A 19,430-nucleotide genomic window follows, 5' to 3' on the forward strand; every position below is an offset into this window, starting at 1 on the left:
CTATGCCGCAAGGGCGAAGGGGGAAACCTCTTCGCCCTTCGTCTATCCGCAGCGAGGAGCCATGCCGGTTGTTACTCTTGCCGAGAACGGTCAGCTAGCCATACCCGACGACCTCCTGAAGGATCTGGGAATCAAGCCGGGCGATCCGGTCTTACTGGAGAAGACAGCGGGCGGCATCCTCCTGTCCCGTCATGCCTCTCCTTCTCCTGGTGCGGTCCAGAGCCGACTCCATGAGTCCATCAACCGCAAGAACCTGGAAACTCCCATTCAGTTCATAAAAGGGGTCGGTCCGAAGCTGGCGGAGACCCTTGGCAAGAAGGGGATTGCCACGGTGGAGGATGCCCTCTATCTTCTTCCCAACCGTTACGAGGACCGCCGCCAAGTGGTGCCCATTGCAAGGCTTTGCCCCGGAGTGACGAGTGTCTTTTTCGGCGAGGTGATTACCGCTGACGTGGTGAGCACCAAGGGGGGGCGTCGCTTCTTCGAAGTGGTGGTGCGGGATGCAAGCGGCACCATCTCCTTCAAATGGTTCAATTTTAATCCCGCCTTTCTCAAGAAGACCTGGAAGGAGGGGAGGCGGGGCATATTTACCGGACTGGTCTCTCAGTTTGGACTCCAGCGCGAGGTGCATCATCCGGACGCCGAATGGCTGGCCGAGGGAGAAACGGTGGCATCTGTCATGGCCCGGGATCCGGTCAGTTTCGGCCGCGTGGTGCCGGTCTACCCCCTCACCGAGGGACTCCACCAGAAGACTCTGCGGAAGGTAATGAAAGGGGTAGTGGACCAGTATGCGTCCTGCGTGGAGAGCGCCTTGCCGCTGGAAGTGACGGGGCGCCAGGGACTCCTGCCCCTCTCTGACGCGCTCCGACGAGTCCACTTTCCCGACGGCGATGCCGATCCCCGGGGGCTTGAGGAAGGAAAGGATCCCGCCAATCGCACCCTGGTTTTCGACGAGTTCTTTTTCCTTGAGCTGGGGCTGGCCATGAAAAAACGTGGCGTAACCCTCGAATCGGGAATCGCCTTCACTGTCAGCCACACTTACACGAAGCCGCTCCTGAAACTCCTCCCCTTCTCGCTGACCGGGGCCCAGCGGCGGGTCCTGGCCGAGATCAAGGAGGATATGATGGCTCCGCACCCCATGCACCGCCTGGTACAGGGGGACGTGGGAAGCGGCAAGACCCTCGTGGCGCTCATGGCGGCCCTGGTGGCGGTGGAGAACGGCTACCAGGTGGCGATCATGGCGCCCACCGAGATCCTGGCCGAGCAGCATTATCTGAATATCCACCGCTGGTGCGACGAACTGGGCATTTCGGTGACGCTCGTTACCTCGTCGTTGAAGGGGAAGGCGAAGAAGGATGCCCTGGAACGGGTCGCCGGTGGGGAGGCACAGATCGTCATCGGCACCCATGCGGTGATCCAGGACAAGGTGGAGTTCCTTCGGCTTGGCCTCGGCATCGTGGACGAGCAGCACCGTTTCGGTGTCCTGCAGCGGGGGCTTCTGAGGAAAAAAGGTGAGAACCCCGACATCCTTGTCATGACCGCCACCCCCATCCCCCGAACCCTTGCCATGACCGTCTTCGGCGACCTTTCACTGTCGGTCATCGATGAATTGCCGCCGGGGCGGACCCCCATCGAGACGCGGATCTGTTTCGAGTCGCGCCGGAAGCAGGTCTACGGCATCATCCGCGACGAGGTGACCAAGGGGCGTCAGGCGTACGTCATCTACCCCCTGGTAGAGGAGTCGGAGAAGTCGGATCTCAAGGCCGCCACCCAGATGGCCGAGCACCTGGCCAACGACATCTTCCCGGAGTTGAGGCTCGGCATCCTTCATGGCCGGATGAAGCCCGAGGAGAAGGAGGCGGTGATGCGCTCCTTCAAGGCGCGGGAGATCGATATCCTGGTGGCCACCACAGTCATCGAGGTGGGGATCGACGTCCCCAATGCCACGGTGATGGTCATCGAGCATGCCGAGCGGTTCGGCCTGTCGCAACTCCACCAGCTGCGGGGAAGGGTGGGGCGGGGGAGCGAGAAATCCCGCTGCATCCTCATGGCCGGCGAGCGCCTTTCCGAGGACGCCGAGAAGCGGCTCCGGGTCATGGAGTCCACCACCGACGGTTTCAGGATTGCCGAGGCCGATCTGGAGATCCGGGGCCCCGGCGATTTCCTCGGCACCCGCCAGGCGGGAATTCCCGATTTTCGCGTCGCCAACATCCTGCGGGACGGTCGTATCCTGGAAGAGGCCCGACAGGAGGCCTTCGCTGTGGTGGATTTGGATTCGGAGCTGCGGTTGCCCCGGCACGAAAAGCTCCGGACGGAGCTGGCCCGGCGTTGGGGAGGCCGGCTTGAACTGGCGGGAATCGCATAAAAAAACAGTGCTGCACCAATTTCAGAATGGAGGAAATATGTCTGAATTCACCAACGTAACCGTAGTCCGGGAGGCAAACGTATTCTTCAATGGCGGCGTCGTGAGCCGCACCGTCATCTTCCCCGACGGCACCAAGAAGACTCTCGGCATCATGCAACCGGGGGAGTATACCTTCAATACCGGCGCCCCGGAGATCATGGAGATCCTCACCGGCGAACTGGATCTCAAGCTTCCCGGCAGCGATCTGTGGGGCCGGATCGGAGGCGGGGAATCCTTCGAGGTGCCGGCCAATTCCTCCTTCACTATGAAGGTCATCTCCCTCACCGATTACTGTTGCTCTTTCCTCGGTTAGGTGTTGTCCGTGCTGTTAGCCCCGTCCCCTAAGGACGGGGTTTTTCGGTCTGTCGACTCATCCGGTGTGCAACCACTGCGATGATGGCCGTGACGCTGAGGGCCACCGTCATGAGGACCAGCGAAGCCAGGGCATTATTCAAGAGGGTCGGCTTCAGCAGGATGACTAGGCCGAGCATGAGCATCATAATGCCGGAGAGGAGCTTCAGGACCCGCCCCTGCCACTCCGTCAGTTTGCGACTGCCGAGTGTCGCGGTAAAGATGGCGACGATGACGGCAAGGGGAATCACATAAATCAGGTTGTAAAAGGCCAGGTAGAGGTAGTATTCGGAGGAGGGGAGGGCGCGCAGGGTCAGAAGCCGGGTGTAGACCATGGGGAATCCGGCGGTGCAGAGAAGTTCGTAACTGTTGGCCGCCACAGCCAGAACCACCGTCCCCGCCAGCATTGAAGGGAGCGTTCCGGTGTGGACGAGATGACGCATCCGCTCGAAGAGTTTTGGCTTTTTCTCCTCAGGGATGACAAGGGATATCCCCTTTTCGAAGAAAAAAAAGTCCTTGATGTTGATGACAGCCACCATGAGGGCGATGATTCCCGCTGCCGTTGTGACAGCGGCCAGGGTGCCGGTCAGCAGGAAGAGGTTGAGCCAGGCTGCCATGAAGAGGAAGTACACGAGCCCCGAGAACAAGACGAAGGTTCCTCCCACAAGCACCATGCGGTTGCGGGAATGGGCGTGGATCATGAGGCTCAGGAGAAAAAGCAGCACGAAGAAGGCGCAGGGGTTGAAGCTGTCAAGGGCCGCGATGACGACGGTGAAGACCGGCAGCGACATGGCGGCAGGGTTCACGGTGCAGATACCGGGGATGGTGATGGTTTCCCCTGCCGGCGGCGAGTTTGTTGCAGGTGGCGCCGTAGCCTCCCGGCCCGCCAACTCTACTGAGACCTTTTGTTCGATGTCCCGCGCTTTTTCTTCGGAGAAGCCAGCAATGACGTGATTGCCGATGATGAAGACAGGGACACCGGTTGCCTCAAATCCCCGCTTCTTGGCCATGTCCATGAGAATATCGACGTTCTTGCGATTGGATAGGACTTCATAGTCGCAAACCTGCAGATCGGGATGTATCCGCCGGAGGCCATCGAGAAATGGTCTTGCCTTGGCACAATGGGGACAACCTTCACCCCAGAAAAAGTAGAGCGTTACCTCGCCTTTGGGGCCGATAGAACCGGCCGCACCGGTGGCGGTCAGGGTCATCAACAGCACGATCAGAACACCGGCCAGTATGAAAAGTCGAACCACTCCTCTCCCCATGGCAGCCTCCTGCCTCAAGTTTATCGCACCTGAAGGGATTCTCATCAAGGGTTGGTCCGTATTCGTATGATGTCTGAACAGATACCTGATAACCGCAGCGTTGTGGGACGCTTCGCCCCGTCTCCCACTGGTCCCCTTCACCTGGGTTCCCTGGTGGCCGCCGTGGGTAGTTATGCCATGGCGAAGCGGGCGGGGGGGCTTTGGCTCCTCCGGATGGAGGATCTGGATACCCCTCGGGTCGTGCCTGGGATGGCGGATGACATGTTCCGCACCCTCGAAGCCCTCGGTTTTGCCTGGGACGGCGAGGTCATGTGGCAGAGCCGCCGGTCTGATGCCTATAGTGCCGCCCTCGAGCGCCTTCTGGCGACCGGCGAGGCCTATCCCTGCGGCTGCTCCCGGGCCGAGATCGCCCGAGCCGCCTCGGCCCCCCACGACGGCGAAGGGGAGGTGGCCTATCCCAATATCTGCCGCAACGGCCTGCAGCCGGGGAAAGAGCCGCGCTCCTACCGCGTGAAGGTGGGGAGCGAACCCATCGTGATACGGGATCTCGTCATGGGGGAGAAGCGGTATGACCTGTCACAAATTTGCGGAGATTTCGTGGTGAAGCGGGCCGACGGGCTTTTCGCCTACCAACTGGCCGTGGTCGTGGACGACGCCGACCAGGGTGTGAACCAGGTGGTGCGGGGGGCAGACCTTCTGTCATCAACTCCGCGGCAGATCCTGCTCCAGAGTCTCCTCGATTACGAAACACCGGTCTACGCCCATCTTCCCCTGGTTACCGCCGCCGGCGGGGGGAAGCTCTCCAAGCGGGACAATGCCGTGTCCCTTGCCACCGGCCTTGACCTGGCCGTCGAAGGGGGGAGGCTTATCCTGGCCGCGTTACGCTTCCTGGGGCAGCGTCCTCCTGAATCCCTCGCAGGATCCAACGGAACGGAGGTTCTTGCCTGGGGGGCGGCCAACTTTGATATCACCCTTGTTCCCACGGCGTCCGCCCCCCTCTCGGTTCAGTCCTGATTACCCTCGCACTGACCAGGAATCCCCAACCAACCGGTGCCGAGAATGCCGAGTAGCGCAGAGGTGATCAGTAGTCCGCCGATGGAGCCGTTGAAGAGGGAAACCATAAGGGTTGCGATGGGGAAAAGAGCGACGTGGAAGAGCATCTCCGCGGTGGACATGGGACGCGTTCCAAAGGAGAGATGAAAGTAGATGTAATAGAGGGGGCCGGACACCCAGATCCCCGTTGCCATGGCCATGGCGGCGCCCATGAGGAGGTCCTGGCAGGAGAAAAGCTTCACCATCTGCCAGAAGGCGCTGCCGCAGGCCACGGGGAGGGCAATACTCTTGACGGTGATCCAGGCCGCCGTGGACCATGTGCCATGGTGCGCCATAACAAGTGCATCAATCCCCCAGAAGAGGATCGCTCCCATCAGGGGAAACACCATCCAGATAAAGGTTTTTTTCATGGTGTCCCACCGGTAACAGAGTAATTACAACACAGTCTACCAGAGAGCGGATCAAAAGTGAACGAGCCTACCGTTCCTCCTCCAGGTACGGCTCATGGAGCTTCACAGGCTTGCCTTTGGCGCGCATCCGCATGTTGAGCATCTCGACCCCCACGGAGAATGCCATGGCGAAATAAATATATCCCTTGGGAATGTGCATTTCGAGTCCGTCTCCGATGAGGGCAACACCGATAAGGATCAGGAAGGAGAGTGCCAGCATTTTTATGGTGGGATGCTTATGCACGAAGGCACTGATGTTTCCCGAGAAGAACATCATGAAGCCCACTGAGATGATGACCGCCAGTACCATGACCGCCAACTTGTTGGCCATGCCGATGGCGGTGATGATGGAGTCGAGGGAGAAGACAATGTCCAGGAGGAGGATCTGGACGATGGTCCCGGCGAAGGACGCCGCGGCCCTGGTCGAGGAGTGGCCTTCGTCGCCTTCCAGTTTTTCGTGAATTTCCATGGTGCTCTTGGCCAGAAGAAACAGGCCGCCGGCGATGAGGATCAGATCGCGGCCCGAAATCTCTCGGCCCACCACGGAGAAGAGTGGTGCCGTGAGCCCCATGAGCCAGGTGAGGGAGAAGAGGAGCCCCACGCGGGTGAACATGGCAAGGGCAAGACCGGTGACGCGGGCTTTTTCCTGCTGCTCACGGGGGAGTTTCCCCGCCAGGATGGAGATAAAAATTATATTGTCGATGCCGAGGACGATCTCGAGTGCAGTAAGGGTTGCAAGGGCAATCCACGCCTGGGGGTCGGTAAGCCATTCCATCTGAAGAACTCCTTGATAGCGTAATGTGAAGGAGCACACATATACCGAGAGGGGTTGGCACTGTCAACCGCAATCTCCCGGAGCGCCGAGAGGTCGTTATCTTTACCGATCAGCTGTTTGTCTCACTAGAGTTAATGATCGCCCTCGTCGCCAGCACCATCCACTTTCCACAACGGCCTCATTGTCAATGAGATCACTTCCGCCGTAACTGCGCGAAGTACCGTCTGAATCTCGGAGAGCATCCCACTGGTTTTCATTTTTGCGAAAAAAAAGAGTTGACTCTCCCGGGGACCGTTTGCTATATAACGGGAACTTGTTGCGCGGGAATAACTCAGTGGTAGAGTGCAACCTTGCCAAGGTTGAAGTCGCGGGTTCGAATCCCGTTTCCCGCTCCATTAAAAACCGACTGCTTTCAAGCGGTTAGCCCCATCCGGCCCTTGTGTCTCACTGAAAGTCTCACTGTGAGTTGCAAGGGCCGAAGCTTTTTCAGGATTCAGGAAGTCCTCCCCGAGATAATCCAGGATCTGCTGCTTCTCCTCCACCAACCCCTCCCGGTAGCGCCCATAGACCTCAAAAATCATCTTCTTGTTGCCGTGGCCCATGAGTTCCACCAGCCGCACCGGGTTTACCCCGATGAGGAGCGACCATTCCGCCAGGGAGTGTCGGGCAGAGTAGGGGACTTTGTTGGTGATCCTGGAGGCTGTTAGCGCCCGATTCCAGACGACCTTGCGGTAGGAACCGAAATCGAAGAGGCTGCCGTCCTGCATGGTAAAGACATACTCGCTCTTCGAGGCCGACATGGCCGCCATGAGCCGTTGCCTGATGGCGGCGGTAATGGGGATGTCCCGTTTGCGGTACTGGGTCTTGAGCGTCCCCTTTTCCTTCCCCTTCACCACGGAACTGCGAACATGGATATACTTGACCGAGATATCTGTTTTCCTAAGCCCCAGGATTTCCGAGGCGATCATGCCGGTCATCAGCATGATCTCCGTCACGGGGTGGTAGAAGCTGTCCATGTTGTCAAGGAACCGCTGCCATTCGTCGAACAGGAAAATTTCCCGCTCTTTCTTCTCCTTTTGCCCCGCATCCTCGCGAATCCGCTTTTTCGCCGCCCGGAACGGGTCCCTTAACTCCCACTGATACTCGTCGCAGGCATCCTCCCAGATGGCCTTCAGCGGAATGAGGATATTGCGCTTTCTGTGGGGCGACAGGGGCTGCCCCTTGTTCTTCCCATCCTTCCACACAAGTCCGTCCACGAATTCCCGCAGCTTCACCCCGGTAATCCGGGCAAAGGGGAGCTTGCTGAAGAAGGGGAGGAGTCGGTACTCGATGTCCTTCTGGTAATCGTCCCGCTTTCCCGCCGAGAACCGGGGCAGGACATCCTTCAGCCACCGTTTGGTATATTGGCCAAAGATTACATGCTCCGGTTCAGGGAGAATCTGCCGCTGCTCTTTTCCCGCAAAAAAGCGTTTCAGCTCGTTGTCGGCACCCGGAAAAGCTTCCGCAAAGCAGAAGGTGCGCTGTTCGATCTTTTCGCCCACCTTGTTCAGGAACTTCGTTAACTTTTCCCGGTTTTCCCTCGTGTCATCAAGGCCGGACGACATCCGGACTCGCCGTTCGTGGTAATAGATGTCCACGTACAGAAACGTGGAGCGCTTCATTTTGACAATGGAGCCGAATAACGGCTTCACGTCCAGGGTTTCCAGATTCATCGTCTTCGTCGGTCTCTTCATTTAGCTTCTCTCCATAGGCATCCTCCTTTCTATCCGGCTTCAGTGCCGGTAAGAGGATGCCACAAGAGTGGTAAAAAGTCAAAAAAGTTAGTATGTTAAGTTTATTGCACCCTGTCCGTTCCGGACAGGGTGCCGCTTATTATTTTCCTCTTGGGCTGGATCGTTCTTGTCCGCCTGTTGCGATTCCAGGCAGTCCTCATGGAGCCGATTAATGAGTTCCGGTCCCCAGGAAAAACGAATGACCCGGTCGATCTGGATGAAATGCCGGCCAGGTTTGAGTCTGCCGATTCTGATCCATTTATGGATCGTTGTTTCAGCTACCTGCATCCGCTCGGCGAAGGTTGCCAAATCAATTATCTCGAGGGGTTGATGATGCATGATGCAATCCTGAGTTTACTGTTCCAGCGCGACCGAGTTCCACGCGCCATTGGCCGGGCGGCTCTATTGCTTTCCCAAGTATGCTGAGGGCGACCTGTCCCGGCCATGCCCGAGCTGCGCCATGATTTCACCTTTGGTGGCTCCATCGGTAGCAAGCTGTCGGGCGTAGATGTGGCGCTCCCCATGCATGTTGGCTGCGGCGCTACGGGTTCCTCCTAGAGCCCGCCAGAGATTTCGCTGGGCGTCATAGGCCTGTTGCAACGACATATCGACGGGAATGATTCTTCCCGTTCCGGACCCCAGTGCTCGCGAGGTTTCCTTGATCAGATTGACTGCCTGCAGTTTGTTGGCGGTATTCACCTCCAACTCCCTTGGCCGCCCTCCCTTGGTGCCTTCCACGACCAGAAACCGTTTACCGTCGCGTTCTACAACGTTTTGTGACATCAGCGACTCCTTCGCCCGAAGCCCAAACGCTTCCCTCAGCGAATCTGCCGCTCTCACCATCATGGCTACCTGATTCCCGGAGGCGGCCCGCCGCTCGATCTCTGCCCTGATCTCAGCCAGTTTGGTGTGATCGACCGGCTGGGGGTTAACTCGCACCCTAAGGATTCCATAGGACTTGTTTTCGCGGTCGACGATGTTCTTCTTGCCAATGGCGTCAGCCACAACTCGGATCGCTGTCAGCTTATCCGCCATGGTGGAGGGCTTCAATCCCCGTGCCTCCAGGTCCTTCAGGTAGGCTTCGATCATCTTAGGTTTGATGTTCTCTATCCGATCGAGACCATAGTTTTTAGCGCAAAATCCCGCAAATTCCCTGATATTGGAATGCAGTTTTTGCCTTGTGAGGGAGCTCTTGCTCCAGTTTTTCCCCACCTTTTCCAGGGCCTGCCTTTCGAGGGGCTTGCCTTCCATAATCTCCTCCCTTTAATCCGTAATTTTTTCCCGTCTGAACGCGACGGCATTCTTGAGTGTCATAAGATGAATGCGCTGGGGGTATGACAAAACAACGGAGGAAGTTTTTAACTTGCCGGAATAGAATAAAAAAAACCCCCTGGAGTGCCTGCTCCCGCGAGGGGAGTACTGGGCGCTCCAGGGGGTTTTCTTCCGGTGGCCGACCGGGGCAATGGATATAGAGGGTCCGAGGGGACGAGAGTGACCGTCTCTCAGACCTGAGCCGCTGCAAAGTTTTTGCTCGTCTCGTCGGGCAGTATGGTTATCAGATTGCGGGTAGCCTTGATGCAGAGCTCCCGGGAATCCGATCCTCACTGCCATCGTGGGTGATATACGTCCAATGGCGCCCCAATCAGTCGAGTGTGGTCCTTTGTGGGCGCCGCTGCTAATTATCGATAATTGTGTGCCTCTCCTCCCTTGTGGCCGCCGCGAGCGACTGGATTAATGGTGAGTGTAAGGGCCGCGCAGCAATCTGTTGCTGCGTCCGAACGACACGCCAGCCCGCAGGCTGGATATCGCGTCGGAGCCATCTCGGTACGCGACCCCGCAGGATCGCGGCGCTCTTTCGAGCGCAAAGATGGTGGCCGTACCGGGTGCCAGGGCAACCCGGTCGCGGTGGGACAGAGTGGTGGGATGGTGGGGGAGGGTCTGGTGGGTGATAGCATTTCCTGTCGCACTAGGATCGCATGCTATAACCCAATCAATGCGCGATAAATCGCGAACTTAGAAGCGCGTCTCTTGCTATGGAGGCAAGAGACGCGCTTGAACGGTGGTTAATGACTGGCCGTTTCCCTAGGTAAGGGACAGTTTAGTTCAGAGGCCAGTCGGGCTGCTCCGCTCATGGTATCCCTTTGCGGGGGGGCAAGAGGGAGCGAGGGTAGTGGTCGCTTCGGAAAGATGGTGTATGGGCGGCAGTGCGTGACGGTGGCGCACGGACCTTTCCGTGACTGCGTGCCATGCCTGCCAGCGACTCATTCCATCTTTCGACCTGGTGATTGTTGGTACAGAGGCTCAAATCTCCAGCGGTGCGGGCTGATTGGGGAGATCTTTGCTCTCTCGTGGGGGAAATTCCCTGACAAGGAGGTGGACGGCCAGAGGGGCAGATGAGGGATGGGCTATACCAAGGTGGGCTTGTGCCTGGGCTCTCCCCAGCGACTACGTACCCTGCCTTGGTTACGGCGGCTCATATCATCTAGTGCTGGCTTGCTGAATAAAAGGCATGAAAAAACCCATCTCGCCTGTGGCGGTATGGGTTAGCGGTGGTCGACGTCTGGGCACAATTCTCCCGTAAACGTACTATTAGGATAGGTGATCGGTTTTGGAAAAAACCTTGGTTCCCAGCAGACAGATTCCCTTGATGTAGACGGGTTTGTCCGCTTCGTTAAGCCGTTTGCCAGACGGGATGAAGACTCCGGGGCGGTGCGGAGAATTTGTCCTCAAATTTGAGGATCGGAGAGAATTATGAGCTTACGTTAGCGAGGTGGATTGGGGTTGTCAAGGATTATTTTGGCTCTTTTACAGTAGATTGCAGGTGGGTTGCAATATTAGCCTTCAAGTTCTTCTACCGCCTTGATGATCTCGGAAGGGGATACGTTCAGGGCTCGGGCGATCTGAAAAATAGTGATGAGGGTCGGTTGTTTACGACCACACTCCAGCAGCGAGATAAAGGACCGATCAAGGTGGCTGTTAAAGGCGAGGGTTTCCTGGGAAAGATGCCTTTCCTTTCGCATCCGTCGTACTACTTGGCCAAATGCATCTTCGATCCCCAATGTTACCCCCTGAATCGTGGGTAACATAGCAGAACAAATACAAATATTCTGTTGACTATAGTCAACAAATAATGTATATTTTAATTAGTCTTGACATTCAGTGAGGTGTCTTTAGTCGAGGTTTGACGAGGCGAATGGGCCTCGATAAAGAGCCGTTATGGCGATCTAGGGGAGGAATAGTGGGAATGTATAAGATTAATAAGCCGTCTGTGGTTGCAATGGCATTATTTCCCATGATTATGACTGGCTGTGGCGGACCGACGTTTGTCCGTAAGGACGCCGCACAAGACCTCGCCCAGGTGAAGCGGTACGGCGTCACGGTGTCGGATTACACTATCAATATCCAAGACGTGAAGGGGGCCAAGGCTGTTATGGTCCATGATCTCCAGCAGGCTGGCACTACAAATGGGCTTGTGGCGAAGGTTCTACCAGAGGACAATTTGGGTAGTGTCCCTGCGCAATATAAGGCCGTACCCGAGAACTGGCGCGGTGTAAAGCAACTCACCGATTCCTCTACTATTGGTGATGTGCAATCGGTCTTTAGTGGGCAAGATATTGATGCTCTTATCTTGCTGACAGGGAGTTCTTCTCTTTGTGGCAACAGATGGGTTGGTACCGCCATGGCGGGGGGGAGTATTGGGCTCACCGCTCTCACTGGCGCCATTATTCCGGTGGTTGGGTGTACGCCAACTACGATTGCTTTTCTTACCGTCATCACCCCTGACGGCAAGATTGTCTACCACGACCGAGAACAGTTTACCCGGAGTGGCAACATGGCGGATCCGGGTGAACGGCAGGCGATGATGAAGAGCCTGGTCGGCCGGTTCGTTAAAACTGTGAAGGAATGATGAAAGGCTGGCTATGCCACCCTTTTATATGTACCAAGGATAACCAGAGGTGTTAATCATGAAAAAACAGATAGTTACAGTTTTTGCCGTTATGGTGACACTTGCAACTTCGGTTCACGCTTCTAGCGAGTTTACCGAAGAGCAGAACCGGCAGATATGCTCCGATGGAGCGGATATTTTTGTGAATGCCATGGGGTTCAAGTGCTTTCCCGCTGGCCACCCTGACCCGGTTGGCAATGCAAAAGCCTATGTTGCCGCGTTCAAGCAAGACACTCGGCGTCTTATTGGCGAAAACGGAATTGCTCAATTCATTCAGTCGGGTATAGCCAGTGCCAATCAGGGGAACTGTTCGGCTCTTGAGCAAAATCCGCACGAAATAGCGCAACAGGTAACCGCGCAGTGCATCAGCCTGTCGCAAACCAAACAATAACAGGTAACGGTGTGTGAGGCGATTTAACCCTGCGTCGGCATTCACTTTGACCACTCTTGGACCGATCACAAATCGCAGGTGGGTCAATACCGACGCCGGTCAACAGGCGAGTCACCATTAAGAAAACCCTAGAAGGCAGCGGACCCCTGCTTTCCGTTGTGAATAAACAGGATTTTCAAAACAGGAGGATACTCAAGTGAAAATTTCGTTTGAAGTGCTTGCGAAAATTGCTGTTGTCTTGTTGATAGTCGGCATTCCTACCGGCTTTACGTACTCTGTTACCGGCAGCTGGGGAAGTGTCAAAATTATGTGGGGATCGATAGGGTTAATGCTTGGCGGGTTTATTTTGTTACAGTCTGCCATGTGGCTCCTGCGCGCTGCCCTGATTTTCCTTGGGATGAGTCCGAATGCACTCGACCGTGAGTATGGATGTTATTACTACGGGCCTAGGCGGAGACGGTAGTAGAGGCGGCGCTTGCTCCGCTCAAACGGGGTTCGGTAAGCAGCGTCCTTACGGCAGAGTTGTTATGTTTAGTTGCTGGAGTAAATACAGGCCAATATTACAGGAGTAAATACCTTTCAACTCCAAAATTGACATTGCCTCCCCAAAATACCGGCCTCGTTGCGGGCAGAGAGAAAGAGATATTTAAGGCCCTCCGCCTCGCAGATCCAGAGGGCTCATCGCCTCCTTCACAGTCCTCACCGGCACGCAGTGGGTGTAAATCATTGTTGTCTTGAGGCTGGCATGCCCAAGCTTTTTCTGGATGGTGCGGATATCATAATTGGACTGCAGCAGGTGGGTCGCGTAGGAATGGCGGAACGTGTGGGCTGTAACCCTCTTGGGTATCCTTGCCTTGCGGACTGCCGTTTACAGAGCTCCCTGGAACAGGGACTCATGGAGATGGTAGCGTCTGAGTTCACCCGTCTCAGTCACCAGACTCAATGACTGCTGTGGAAAGAACCACTGATGGATCAACTCCTTCGGTGCCTGGGGGTACTTCTTCTCCACAGCGTCATCGAGAAACACTCCCAAATAGCCCGTAGCCAGATCCTTCCCATGAAGCTTCCCCACAAACTCCCTCTGGGCCTTCAACTCCGAAAGAATCGCTGCCGGTAGCGGCACAGTTCTGTCCTTCTTCCCCTTGCCGTGCACCGTCAGGATGCCGGCGTCGATATTGAAATCCCGCACCCGCAACTGCAGGCATTCGAAGAGCCTCAGGCCACAACCGAATAATAGATTCACCACTAGGCTGAACGGATGGGACAGATGGCCCAGAATGGCATTGATCTCATCTCGGGAGAGGACCACCGGTACATATAGGGACTTCTTGGCCCGTGGGACATCTTTGTGGATACCGAAGTCGACCTTGAGCGCGTGGCGGTAGAGAAATAGCAACGAATTAAACGCCTGATTCTGGGTCGAGGCCGCAACGTTGCACTTCACCGCCAAATAGTGTTAATCGGCTTTGAAAAATGACCCTACATAGGCAGTGGGTCAATCTTCCTTGGTAGCCTGATATCAAGTAGTTATCAAATGCTGGTGGGTCACCCTTCGACGCCGAAAAGGGTCAAAATTGGATGCCGATCAACACCCGGGCGGGATCGATGCTTTATCCCCAGGTGGATGCCAGTTTCAGCGCCCAACGTCAACGCCTGAATCCGGGCATATTCGGACAAGACGGCAAGTTCCCAAGGCCGGGACATCCCGGCCGATGGTCGCCATCTAGCCGATTCAACGCATCAATCGTCCGCCTGAGTTGCATTCCTGGGGAAGCATAGTACCCTTGGTGCAACATACAATGGAATACAGGTTTGTTACGTGTCCAAGGGGCGCCGAACGTGTTCGGCGCCTAAACTTTTACCTGGAGGAGGTAAGTATAAAAGCCCCACGGATTGACAAGGGAGACTTCATGCAAGGAGGCAGCGGATGCGAATCGAATATGTCAAAGTGGTGCCTGACGTGTACAGAGCGATGATGTGTCTAGAACATCAGGTCGAAAAAAGCGATCTGGAAAGCCCACTGCTCGACCTGATAAAGATGCGGGCATCGCAGATCAATGGTTGTGCCTATTGCATCGACATGCATTCGAAGGATGCCCGGGCGCGAGGTGAAACCGAGCAGCGGCTTTACGAACTGGATGCCTGGCGGGAATCACCGTTTTACACTGAGCGGGAACAGGCCGCATTGGCCTGGACCGAAGCTCTGACGTTAGTCACCAATGGTCATGTATCTGATGGGGTTTATGAGGAAGCCCGGAAACAGTTCACCGATGTTGAGCTTGTTAACCTCACGCTTGCCGTCGTCGCAATAAATGGTTGGAACCGCTTGGGGATCGCCTTTCGTTCTGTCCCTGGCGGGTACCATCCTGCCAGCGGCCTCTCACGGTGAAGTTGTGAGTTTTCATGTTGCGGATGTTCGACCTGTCTTGGCGCGCTACGGCAAGAGTTGCGGTTGCCGGTTTCAGTGATAATGTTCAAAAATAACAATGCATTTCACGACGAAGAACTTTCGCCATGGGGGGAAAATGAAAGGATTCAGGGCGACAATCGACGAGGTAAAAGAACTCTTGGAACGTGGAGGTTGCCATGTTTGTTGTCATAGTTAGCTTTCCGCCAATCAAGGCGGGCAAAGAGACAGAATTCCAGCAGTGGTTTGCGTTGTCGAACCAAGGGTTCTCCGGATTCGAAGGTTTTGTTCGGAGGAGGCTCCTGAAGTCGGTGGAAGGCGAGACCTATGCCGCCATCGTTGAATTTGAAACCCGGGCTGCCTTCCAAGCCATGCACAACAGCCCCGTTCACGACATGTACGGCGAACAAGTCATGCCATTGTTTGATGGTAGACCTGTCCCCGCCTTCTACGAGGTGATCGCTGGATAGCCATAACGAAGCAGCAGAGAAGTTGGAAAGATCGGCTTGATTGAGACAGTCATGCCCGAATGCGGAGGCAGGCAATGGAAAAGAGAGCGACACAGATACTCGAAGAAGAGCACCACCTGATCCAGCAGGTGGTCGGCGCCATGGCCGCGCTGGCTGACCGGGTGTTCGAGGGACAGGTGGCGGAAAAAGAGACACTCGTCAATTTCGTGGACTTCATGCAGGTATTCGTGGAGAAGTGCCATCACGAAAAGGAAGAAAATCACCTCTTCCCCCTCCTGGTAAAGAAAGGAGTGCCGGTAGCGGGGTGCCCGATCGGTGTACTGACTCACGAGCACCAGACTGCCGGCAAACTGACGACCGACTTGGGGGCGGCGGTCGAGGCGTATCTCAAGGATCCCTCGGGAATGGGGCACTTTCTGGTAACGACCCTGCGTGGCGTCGTAGCGCTTTATCCTGGTCATATCTGGAGGGAAAATTACCTCCTGTTTCCCATGACCGACAAGATCCTGGACGATCGTGAACAGGAGGGGCTGGTGGAGCAGTTCGGGGCAGTGGAACGAAAGATAGGCCTTGATGTCCATCAGCGCTTCGAACAGCTGGCTGAGAAAGCTGGGTAGGCGGGACTGCGGATTCTTAAGGCGAAAGGGGAAGATCATGACTGAAAAAACCTGGGAATGGTTTGGAACAACAGCGGCCTTGATTTACATACTGATCATCCTGTTCATCCTCTTCTTTGTCATTTTTTTCTACTTCAGGAAGGGAAAGCCGCCACAGATTGACAAGCAGGCGGGTGACGAAGGAGAAGATTGAGGGGCGGTCCGCGAAGGAGGTGTTTGATGAAGTACGGGTTCGAAATTTCCGCGGCAGAAGTAAAAGCGCTCATGAACGCCGGAGAACAGCTGTTTTTTGTTTACCTCCGGCACCACCAGGACTGGGACCTGGCGGTCATGAAGGTACGGGGCGCATTGCGAATCGACGATGACAAGGTGGAGGCGCATCTGGAGGAAATTCCGCGGGAGCGTACCGTCGTTGTTTATTCAACCTGCCCCGGGGATGAACCGAGCGTCAGGGTGGCCCGGCTGCTTCAGGAGCATGGTTGGAAAGACGCTCATTCCCTGATTGGCGGGTTCAAGGCCTATTGTCAGGAAGGCTTGCCGGTTGAGGAGATTGGCGAGGGAAGCTCTGTGAGAAAAATTATGATGCTCTGAGTCCTTGTCACCTGGAGCCTGATGGCCAACTTGCTCCTGTCTCCATGGGTTTTCGTTCAGGGAGGAACACCATGAAGCATTGGACGCTGAAATCTATTGGCAAAATATCTCTTCTGATAGCTTTTCTCCTGATTTCGCTGATTTTCCTGGGGGGATGCGATGGAAGGGGTAAAACCGAATTCGTGGGGTTCCCCCAATCATTCGCCGATCTCGCTGAAAAAATCAGACCCGCCGTGGTGAACATCAGCACCACATCAACCGTCAAAGTACCCGGCAATCCCTTCAGGCACTTTTTCGGCCCCGAGGAAGAAGGGCCGTTTGGTGATTTCTTCAAGCATTTTTTCGGTGACATGCCCGACCGCGAGCTGAAGCAGCAGAGTCTCGGTTCCGGGATCATCACCGACAAGGACGGGTACATCGTCACCAACAACCACGTGGTGGATAATGCCGAGGAGATAAAGGTCAAGATCTCTGACGGCAGAGAATTCAAGGCCAAGGTTATCGGAAGGGATCCCAAAACCGATCTTGCGCTGATCAAGATATCCTCCCCCTTTAGAAATCTCCCCGTCCTACCCCTCGGCGACTCCGACAAAATGAGAGTAGGTGATTGGGTACTTGCCGTGGGGAACCCGTTCGGTCTCGAACACACCGTGACCCAGGGGATCATCAGCGCCACCGGGAGGGTGATCGGTTCCGGGCCCTATGACAATTTCCTCCAGACCGACGCCCCCATCAACCCTGGCAACAGCGGCGGCCCCCTGGTCAACCTCAAAGGGGAGGTGATCGGGATCAATACCGCCATCGTCCCCGGCGGGCAGGGGCTCGGCTTCGCCATCCCGAGCGGCGTGGCCAAAATGGTGCTCAAGCAGTTGCAGGAGAAGGGGAAAGTGGTGCGGGGATGGCTCGGTGTGACGATCCAGACCGTAACCCCCGACCTGGCCGCCTCCTTTGGCCTCAAGGAGGCGAAGGGGGCCCTCGTCTCCGACGTCATGGAAGGGGGGCCGGCCGCCAAAGGGGGAATCAGGCGGGGAGATATCGTCCTTTCCTTTGACGGGAAAAATGTGACGGACTCCATGGAACTGCCCCGAATCGTAGCGGAAACTCCGGTCGGCAAAGAGGTGGATGTCACGGTGCTCAGGGAAGGGAAAGAGGTGCATTGCAAGGTGAGAGTCGAGGAACTCACGGAGCAGAGAATTACCGCCCAGACCGAGGCGCCGACGGAAAGCTTTGGAATGACGTTTATCGACATTACCCCCAAGGTGCGGCAACAACTCGGGATCAAAGAGAAAGCGGGAGTTGTCGTTGCCGGAGTGGAGCCCGGGAGCATCGCCGAAGATGCGGGTATCCGGGCGGGGGATGTGATCAAGGAAGTGAATCGCAAACCGGTCAGAAACCTGGCGGACTTGAGCAGTGCCTTGGAGAAGTCCGCAAAAGGGCAACCGGTCCTCCTGCTGCTCAAGCGGGGAAGTCAGACTTTCTATGTGACGCTGGAAGCTTCATAGGGGTACGCGGGGGAAGGTCAGTCATACTCAGACACGGCAATAACGGACATGGACCAGCTTGCATATGACGGAGCATTGACTCAAGAAGGAGTAAGGCATGAAACGATCAGCGTTCGTTCTCTTGGCAGTTCTGGCAGGTTACCTCCCATTCTGTCCATCTGCTCCAGCCGAAGCAGTCGATACTCCTTCCGCTGGTCTTTACAGGAGCATAACCCAGCGTGAGGAAGGGGTCATTTCCAGGACCGCGGTCATGGCGCTCCGCTCCATAGTCCAGGCGCGGGCGGACATTCACCAGAAGATGCTGGAAAAGGCCCGTCATGACCTGAACGAGGCAACACTACTCATGGAAACCATCCGGTCCGACCTGTCGACTGCCGTGGCAAGAAACCGCATCTGGATTGCCAGAACACATCTGGAGTATGAAACCGCCCAGAGGGTGATGGGGGATTTACCGCCGATTTTTAGCGCCCTGCGCGATATAGAGGAGTATTTCCCGACAGACAAGGCAAAACGGCATATTGACAACGCCAAAAGGTATCTGGAAAAGGGGGAGAATAAAGGCGCTGAACGGGAATTGCTCTTGGCTGACAACGAACTCGTTGTTGTAGAGGTGGAACTTCCGTTGGCCAAAGCAGAGACATATGTGACCAGGGCGAAGGAGTATCTCGCCCGAAACGATGTCAAGAAGGCCGATGAGGCACTAAAAGTGGCGGAGGAAAAGGCTCAGGCGGTTTCTTTCGGCATGGAGTCTTCGCTTCAAAGGGCACAGAGCAGTTTCTGGAGGGCCTCCCGCTCCTATGCCGCCGGCAAGCTGGCTGAAGCCCGGACGTATATCGAGCAGGCAAGAACGTATCTCGAAAAGGCAGCGAAGACAGGAAACGTCAAGGGGAAGGAAGAGGTTGGCACACTTTCCCGGAGCGTGACCGAACTCGAACAAAAATTGGACAAAAGGGATAAGGCAGCTGAATCCGCTCTGGCGTCAGCCTGGAATAAGAGCAGGGCCCTGGCTGAGAGAGAATCTGAATATCTAGCAGCCCGATGGGAAGAGGCAGAAACGACCCTGTCGGCGGACGATGATCTCATTGAAGCAAAGCTGCACGTCTCGTACGGGGAAACTTACCAGGTAATAACCAGAGAGCCGACAAAAGCCTCAGAAGAGCTCGACAGGGCCGCCGTCTATCTTGACAAGGCCATGAAAAGTTCTCTTCTCGACCAGGCAACCGTAAAGAGAATCGGGGCGATCAGGAAAGAAGTTACATCCCTCAGAGAAGCCCCGGAGCAGAGCGATGAAGCGTGGGAGGATCGTTACGACCAGATCAAGGATGAGATAAACAGCCTGCTGCGACAAGTTTGAATGGAAAAGTGGGATTAGTGCAAAAACGGGCCTGAATCGCCAGGAGCCGATAGGCAGGATGCATAAGCTGCGGGCTCTGC

At 56.0% G+C, this 19,430-nt stretch carries 20 protein-coding genes, 1 tRNA gene and 1 pseudogene; 14 read left to right on the top strand and 8 right to left on the bottom strand.

Annotation, left to right across the window (positions count from 1 at the left end):
• The first annotated feature begins 61 nt into the window (after window positions 1-61).
• Window positions 62-2,365 (top strand): ATP-dependent DNA helicase RecG, encoded by a 2,304-nt coding sequence (recG, locus tag KJB29_RS03880; protein WP_215733471.1) that lies wholly within the window; start codon window positions 62-64, stop codon window positions 2,363-2,365.
• Between the two features lie 37 nt (window positions 2,366-2,402).
• Entirely contained in the window at window positions 2,403-2,717 is a 315-nt protein-coding gene (gene ppnP / locus KJB29_RS03885) for a pyrimidine/purine nucleoside phosphorylase (protein ID WP_215733472.1), read from the top strand.
• 28 nt (window positions 2,718-2,745) lie between these two features.
• On the opposite strand, the gene KJB29_RS03890 is transcribed toward ppnP, so the two are convergent.
• A complete protein-coding gene (locus KJB29_RS03890; protein WP_215733473.1) occupies window positions 2,746-4,023 on the bottom strand; it encodes a glutaredoxin family protein in 1,278 nt (425 codons plus the stop codon).
• Window positions 4,024-4,092: 69 nt separating this feature from the next.
• On the opposite strand from KJB29_RS03890, the gene gluQRS reads away from it, so the two are divergent.
• Window positions 4,093-5,037 carry a tRNA glutamyl-Q(34) synthetase GluQRS gene (gene gluQRS / locus KJB29_RS03895; RefSeq protein WP_215733474.1) on the top strand — a complete coding sequence of 315 codons (945 nt, stop codon included), beginning with the start codon at window positions 4,093-4,095 and terminating at the stop codon, window positions 5,035-5,037.
• On the opposite strand, the gene KJB29_RS03900 is transcribed toward gluQRS, so the two are convergent.
• Together KJB29_RS03900 and KJB29_RS03905 are read right to left on the bottom strand one after the other, a co-directional pair.
• Window positions 5,028-5,486 (bottom strand): hypothetical protein, encoded by a 459-nt coding sequence (locus KJB29_RS03900; RefSeq protein WP_215733475.1) that lies wholly within the window; start codon window positions 5,484-5,486, stop codon window positions 5,028-5,030. The two genes, gluQRS and KJB29_RS03900, sit on opposite strands and share 10 nt — an antisense overlap.
• Before the next feature lie 67 nt (window positions 5,487-5,553).
• A complete protein-coding gene (locus KJB29_RS03905; protein ID WP_215733476.1) occupies window positions 5,554-6,300 on the bottom strand; it encodes a TerC family protein in 747 nt (248 codons plus the stop codon).
• A gap of 320 nt (window positions 6,301-6,620) precedes the next feature.
• Between KJB29_RS03905 and KJB29_RS03910 the strand changes: the two genes are divergently transcribed.
• Window positions 6,621-6,695 (top strand) — tRNA-Gly (locus KJB29_RS03910).
• On the opposite strand, the gene KJB29_RS03915 is transcribed toward KJB29_RS03910, so the two are convergent.
• Window positions 6,696-8,033 carry an Arm DNA-binding domain-containing protein gene (locus tag KJB29_RS03915; protein WP_215733477.1) on the bottom strand — a complete coding sequence of 446 codons (1,338 nt, stop codon included), beginning with the start codon at window positions 8,031-8,033 and terminating at the stop codon, window positions 6,696-6,698. It abuts the tRNA gene before it with no gap.
• Window positions 8,034-8,231: 198 nt separating this feature from the next.
• Here KJB29_RS03915 and KJB29_RS03920 point away from each other — a divergent pair, with 198 nt between their 5' ends.
• Window positions 8,232-8,498 carry a hypothetical protein gene (locus tag KJB29_RS03920; protein WP_215733478.1) on the top strand — a complete coding sequence of 89 codons (267 nt, stop codon included), beginning with the start codon at window positions 8,232-8,234 and terminating at the stop codon, window positions 8,496-8,498.
• Here KJB29_RS03920 and KJB29_RS03925 read toward each other — a convergent pair.
• The gene (locus KJB29_RS03925) at window positions 8,475-9,323 is read right to left on the bottom strand and encodes an integrase domain-containing protein (RefSeq protein ID WP_215733479.1); all 849 of its coding nucleotides are present in this window, start codon (window positions 9,321-9,323) and stop codon (window positions 8,475-8,477) included. The two genes, KJB29_RS03920 and KJB29_RS03925, sit on opposite strands and share 24 nt — an antisense overlap.
• Before the next feature lie 1,583 nt (window positions 9,324-10,906).
• A complete protein-coding gene (locus KJB29_RS03930) occupies window positions 10,907-11,131 on the bottom strand; it encodes a helix-turn-helix domain-containing protein (RefSeq protein ID WP_215733480.1) in 225 nt (74 codons plus the stop codon).
• Between the two features lie 185 nt (window positions 11,132-11,316).
• On the opposite strand from KJB29_RS03930, the gene KJB29_RS03935 reads away from it, so the two are divergent.
• Together KJB29_RS03935 and KJB29_RS03940 are read left to right on the top strand one after the other, a co-directional pair.
• Window positions 11,317-11,979 carry a hypothetical protein gene (locus KJB29_RS03935; RefSeq protein WP_215733481.1) on the top strand — a complete coding sequence of 221 codons (663 nt, stop codon included), beginning with the start codon at window positions 11,317-11,319 and terminating at the stop codon, window positions 11,977-11,979.
• A 58-nt stretch (window positions 11,980-12,037) separates the two neighbouring features.
• On the top strand, window positions 12,038-12,409 hold the full coding sequence (locus KJB29_RS03940) for a hypothetical protein (RefSeq protein ID WP_215733482.1): 372 nt from the start codon (window positions 12,038-12,040) through the stop codon (window positions 12,407-12,409).
• Window positions 12,410-13,055: 646 nt separating this feature from the next.
• Here the strand turns inward: KJB29_RS03940 and KJB29_RS19665 are convergent.
• A pseudogene (locus KJB29_RS19665) lies at window positions 13,056-13,262 on the bottom strand (tyrosine-type recombinase/integrase); the annotation flags it as partial.
• A gap of 15 nt (window positions 13,263-13,277) precedes the next feature.
• Complete coding sequence (locus tag KJB29_RS03945) at window positions 13,278-13,853, bottom strand: tyrosine-type recombinase/integrase (protein ID WP_343213535.1); 576 nt, start codon at window positions 13,851-13,853, stop codon at window positions 13,278-13,280.
• A gap of 483 nt (window positions 13,854-14,336) precedes the next feature.
• Here KJB29_RS03945 and KJB29_RS03950 point away from each other — a divergent pair, with 483 nt between their 5' ends.
• The 7 genes from KJB29_RS03950 to KJB29_RS03980 all read left to right on the top strand — a co-directional run bounded on the left by KJB29_RS03950 (window position 14,337) and on the right by KJB29_RS03980 (window position 19,350).
• The gene (locus tag KJB29_RS03950; protein WP_215733483.1) at window positions 14,337-14,798 is read left to right on the top strand and encodes a carboxymuconolactone decarboxylase family protein; all 462 of its coding nucleotides are present in this window, start codon (window positions 14,337-14,339) and stop codon (window positions 14,796-14,798) included.
• Between the two features lie 197 nt (window positions 14,799-14,995).
• Window positions 14,996-15,286, top strand: a complete 291-nt coding sequence (locus KJB29_RS03955) for an antibiotic biosynthesis monooxygenase family protein (RefSeq protein ID WP_215733484.1) — start codon at window positions 14,996-14,998, stop codon at window positions 15,284-15,286.
• Window positions 15,287-15,360: 74 nt separating this feature from the next.
• Window positions 15,361-15,903 (top strand): hemerythrin domain-containing protein, encoded by a 543-nt coding sequence (locus tag KJB29_RS03960; RefSeq protein WP_215733485.1) that lies wholly within the window; start codon window positions 15,361-15,363, stop codon window positions 15,901-15,903.
• A gap of 37 nt (window positions 15,904-15,940) precedes the next feature.
• On the top strand, window positions 15,941-16,096 hold the full coding sequence (locus KJB29_RS03965) for a hypothetical protein (protein WP_004513183.1): 156 nt from the start codon (window positions 15,941-15,943) through the stop codon (window positions 16,094-16,096).
• Between the two features lie 26 nt (window positions 16,097-16,122).
• Window positions 16,123-16,494, top strand: a complete 372-nt coding sequence (locus tag KJB29_RS03970) for a rhodanese-like domain-containing protein (RefSeq protein WP_215733486.1) — start codon at window positions 16,123-16,125, stop codon at window positions 16,492-16,494.
• Window positions 16,495-16,565: 71 nt separating this feature from the next.
• On the top strand, window positions 16,566-17,996 hold the full coding sequence (locus tag KJB29_RS03975) for a DegQ family serine endoprotease (RefSeq protein ID WP_215733487.1): 1,431 nt from the start codon (window positions 16,566-16,568) through the stop codon (window positions 17,994-17,996).
• 97 nt (window positions 17,997-18,093) lie between these two features.
• Entirely contained in the window at window positions 18,094-19,350 is a 1,257-nt protein-coding gene (locus KJB29_RS03980) for a YfdX family protein (RefSeq protein WP_215733488.1), read from the top strand.
• The last annotated feature ends 80 nt before the right edge of the window (window positions 19,351-19,430 follow it).

The sequence above is a fragment of the Geobacter grbiciae genome, assembly GCF_018531165.1.
Taxonomy (GTDB): domain Bacteria; phylum Desulfobacterota; class Desulfuromonadia; order Geobacterales; family Geobacteraceae; genus Geobacter; species Geobacter metallireducens.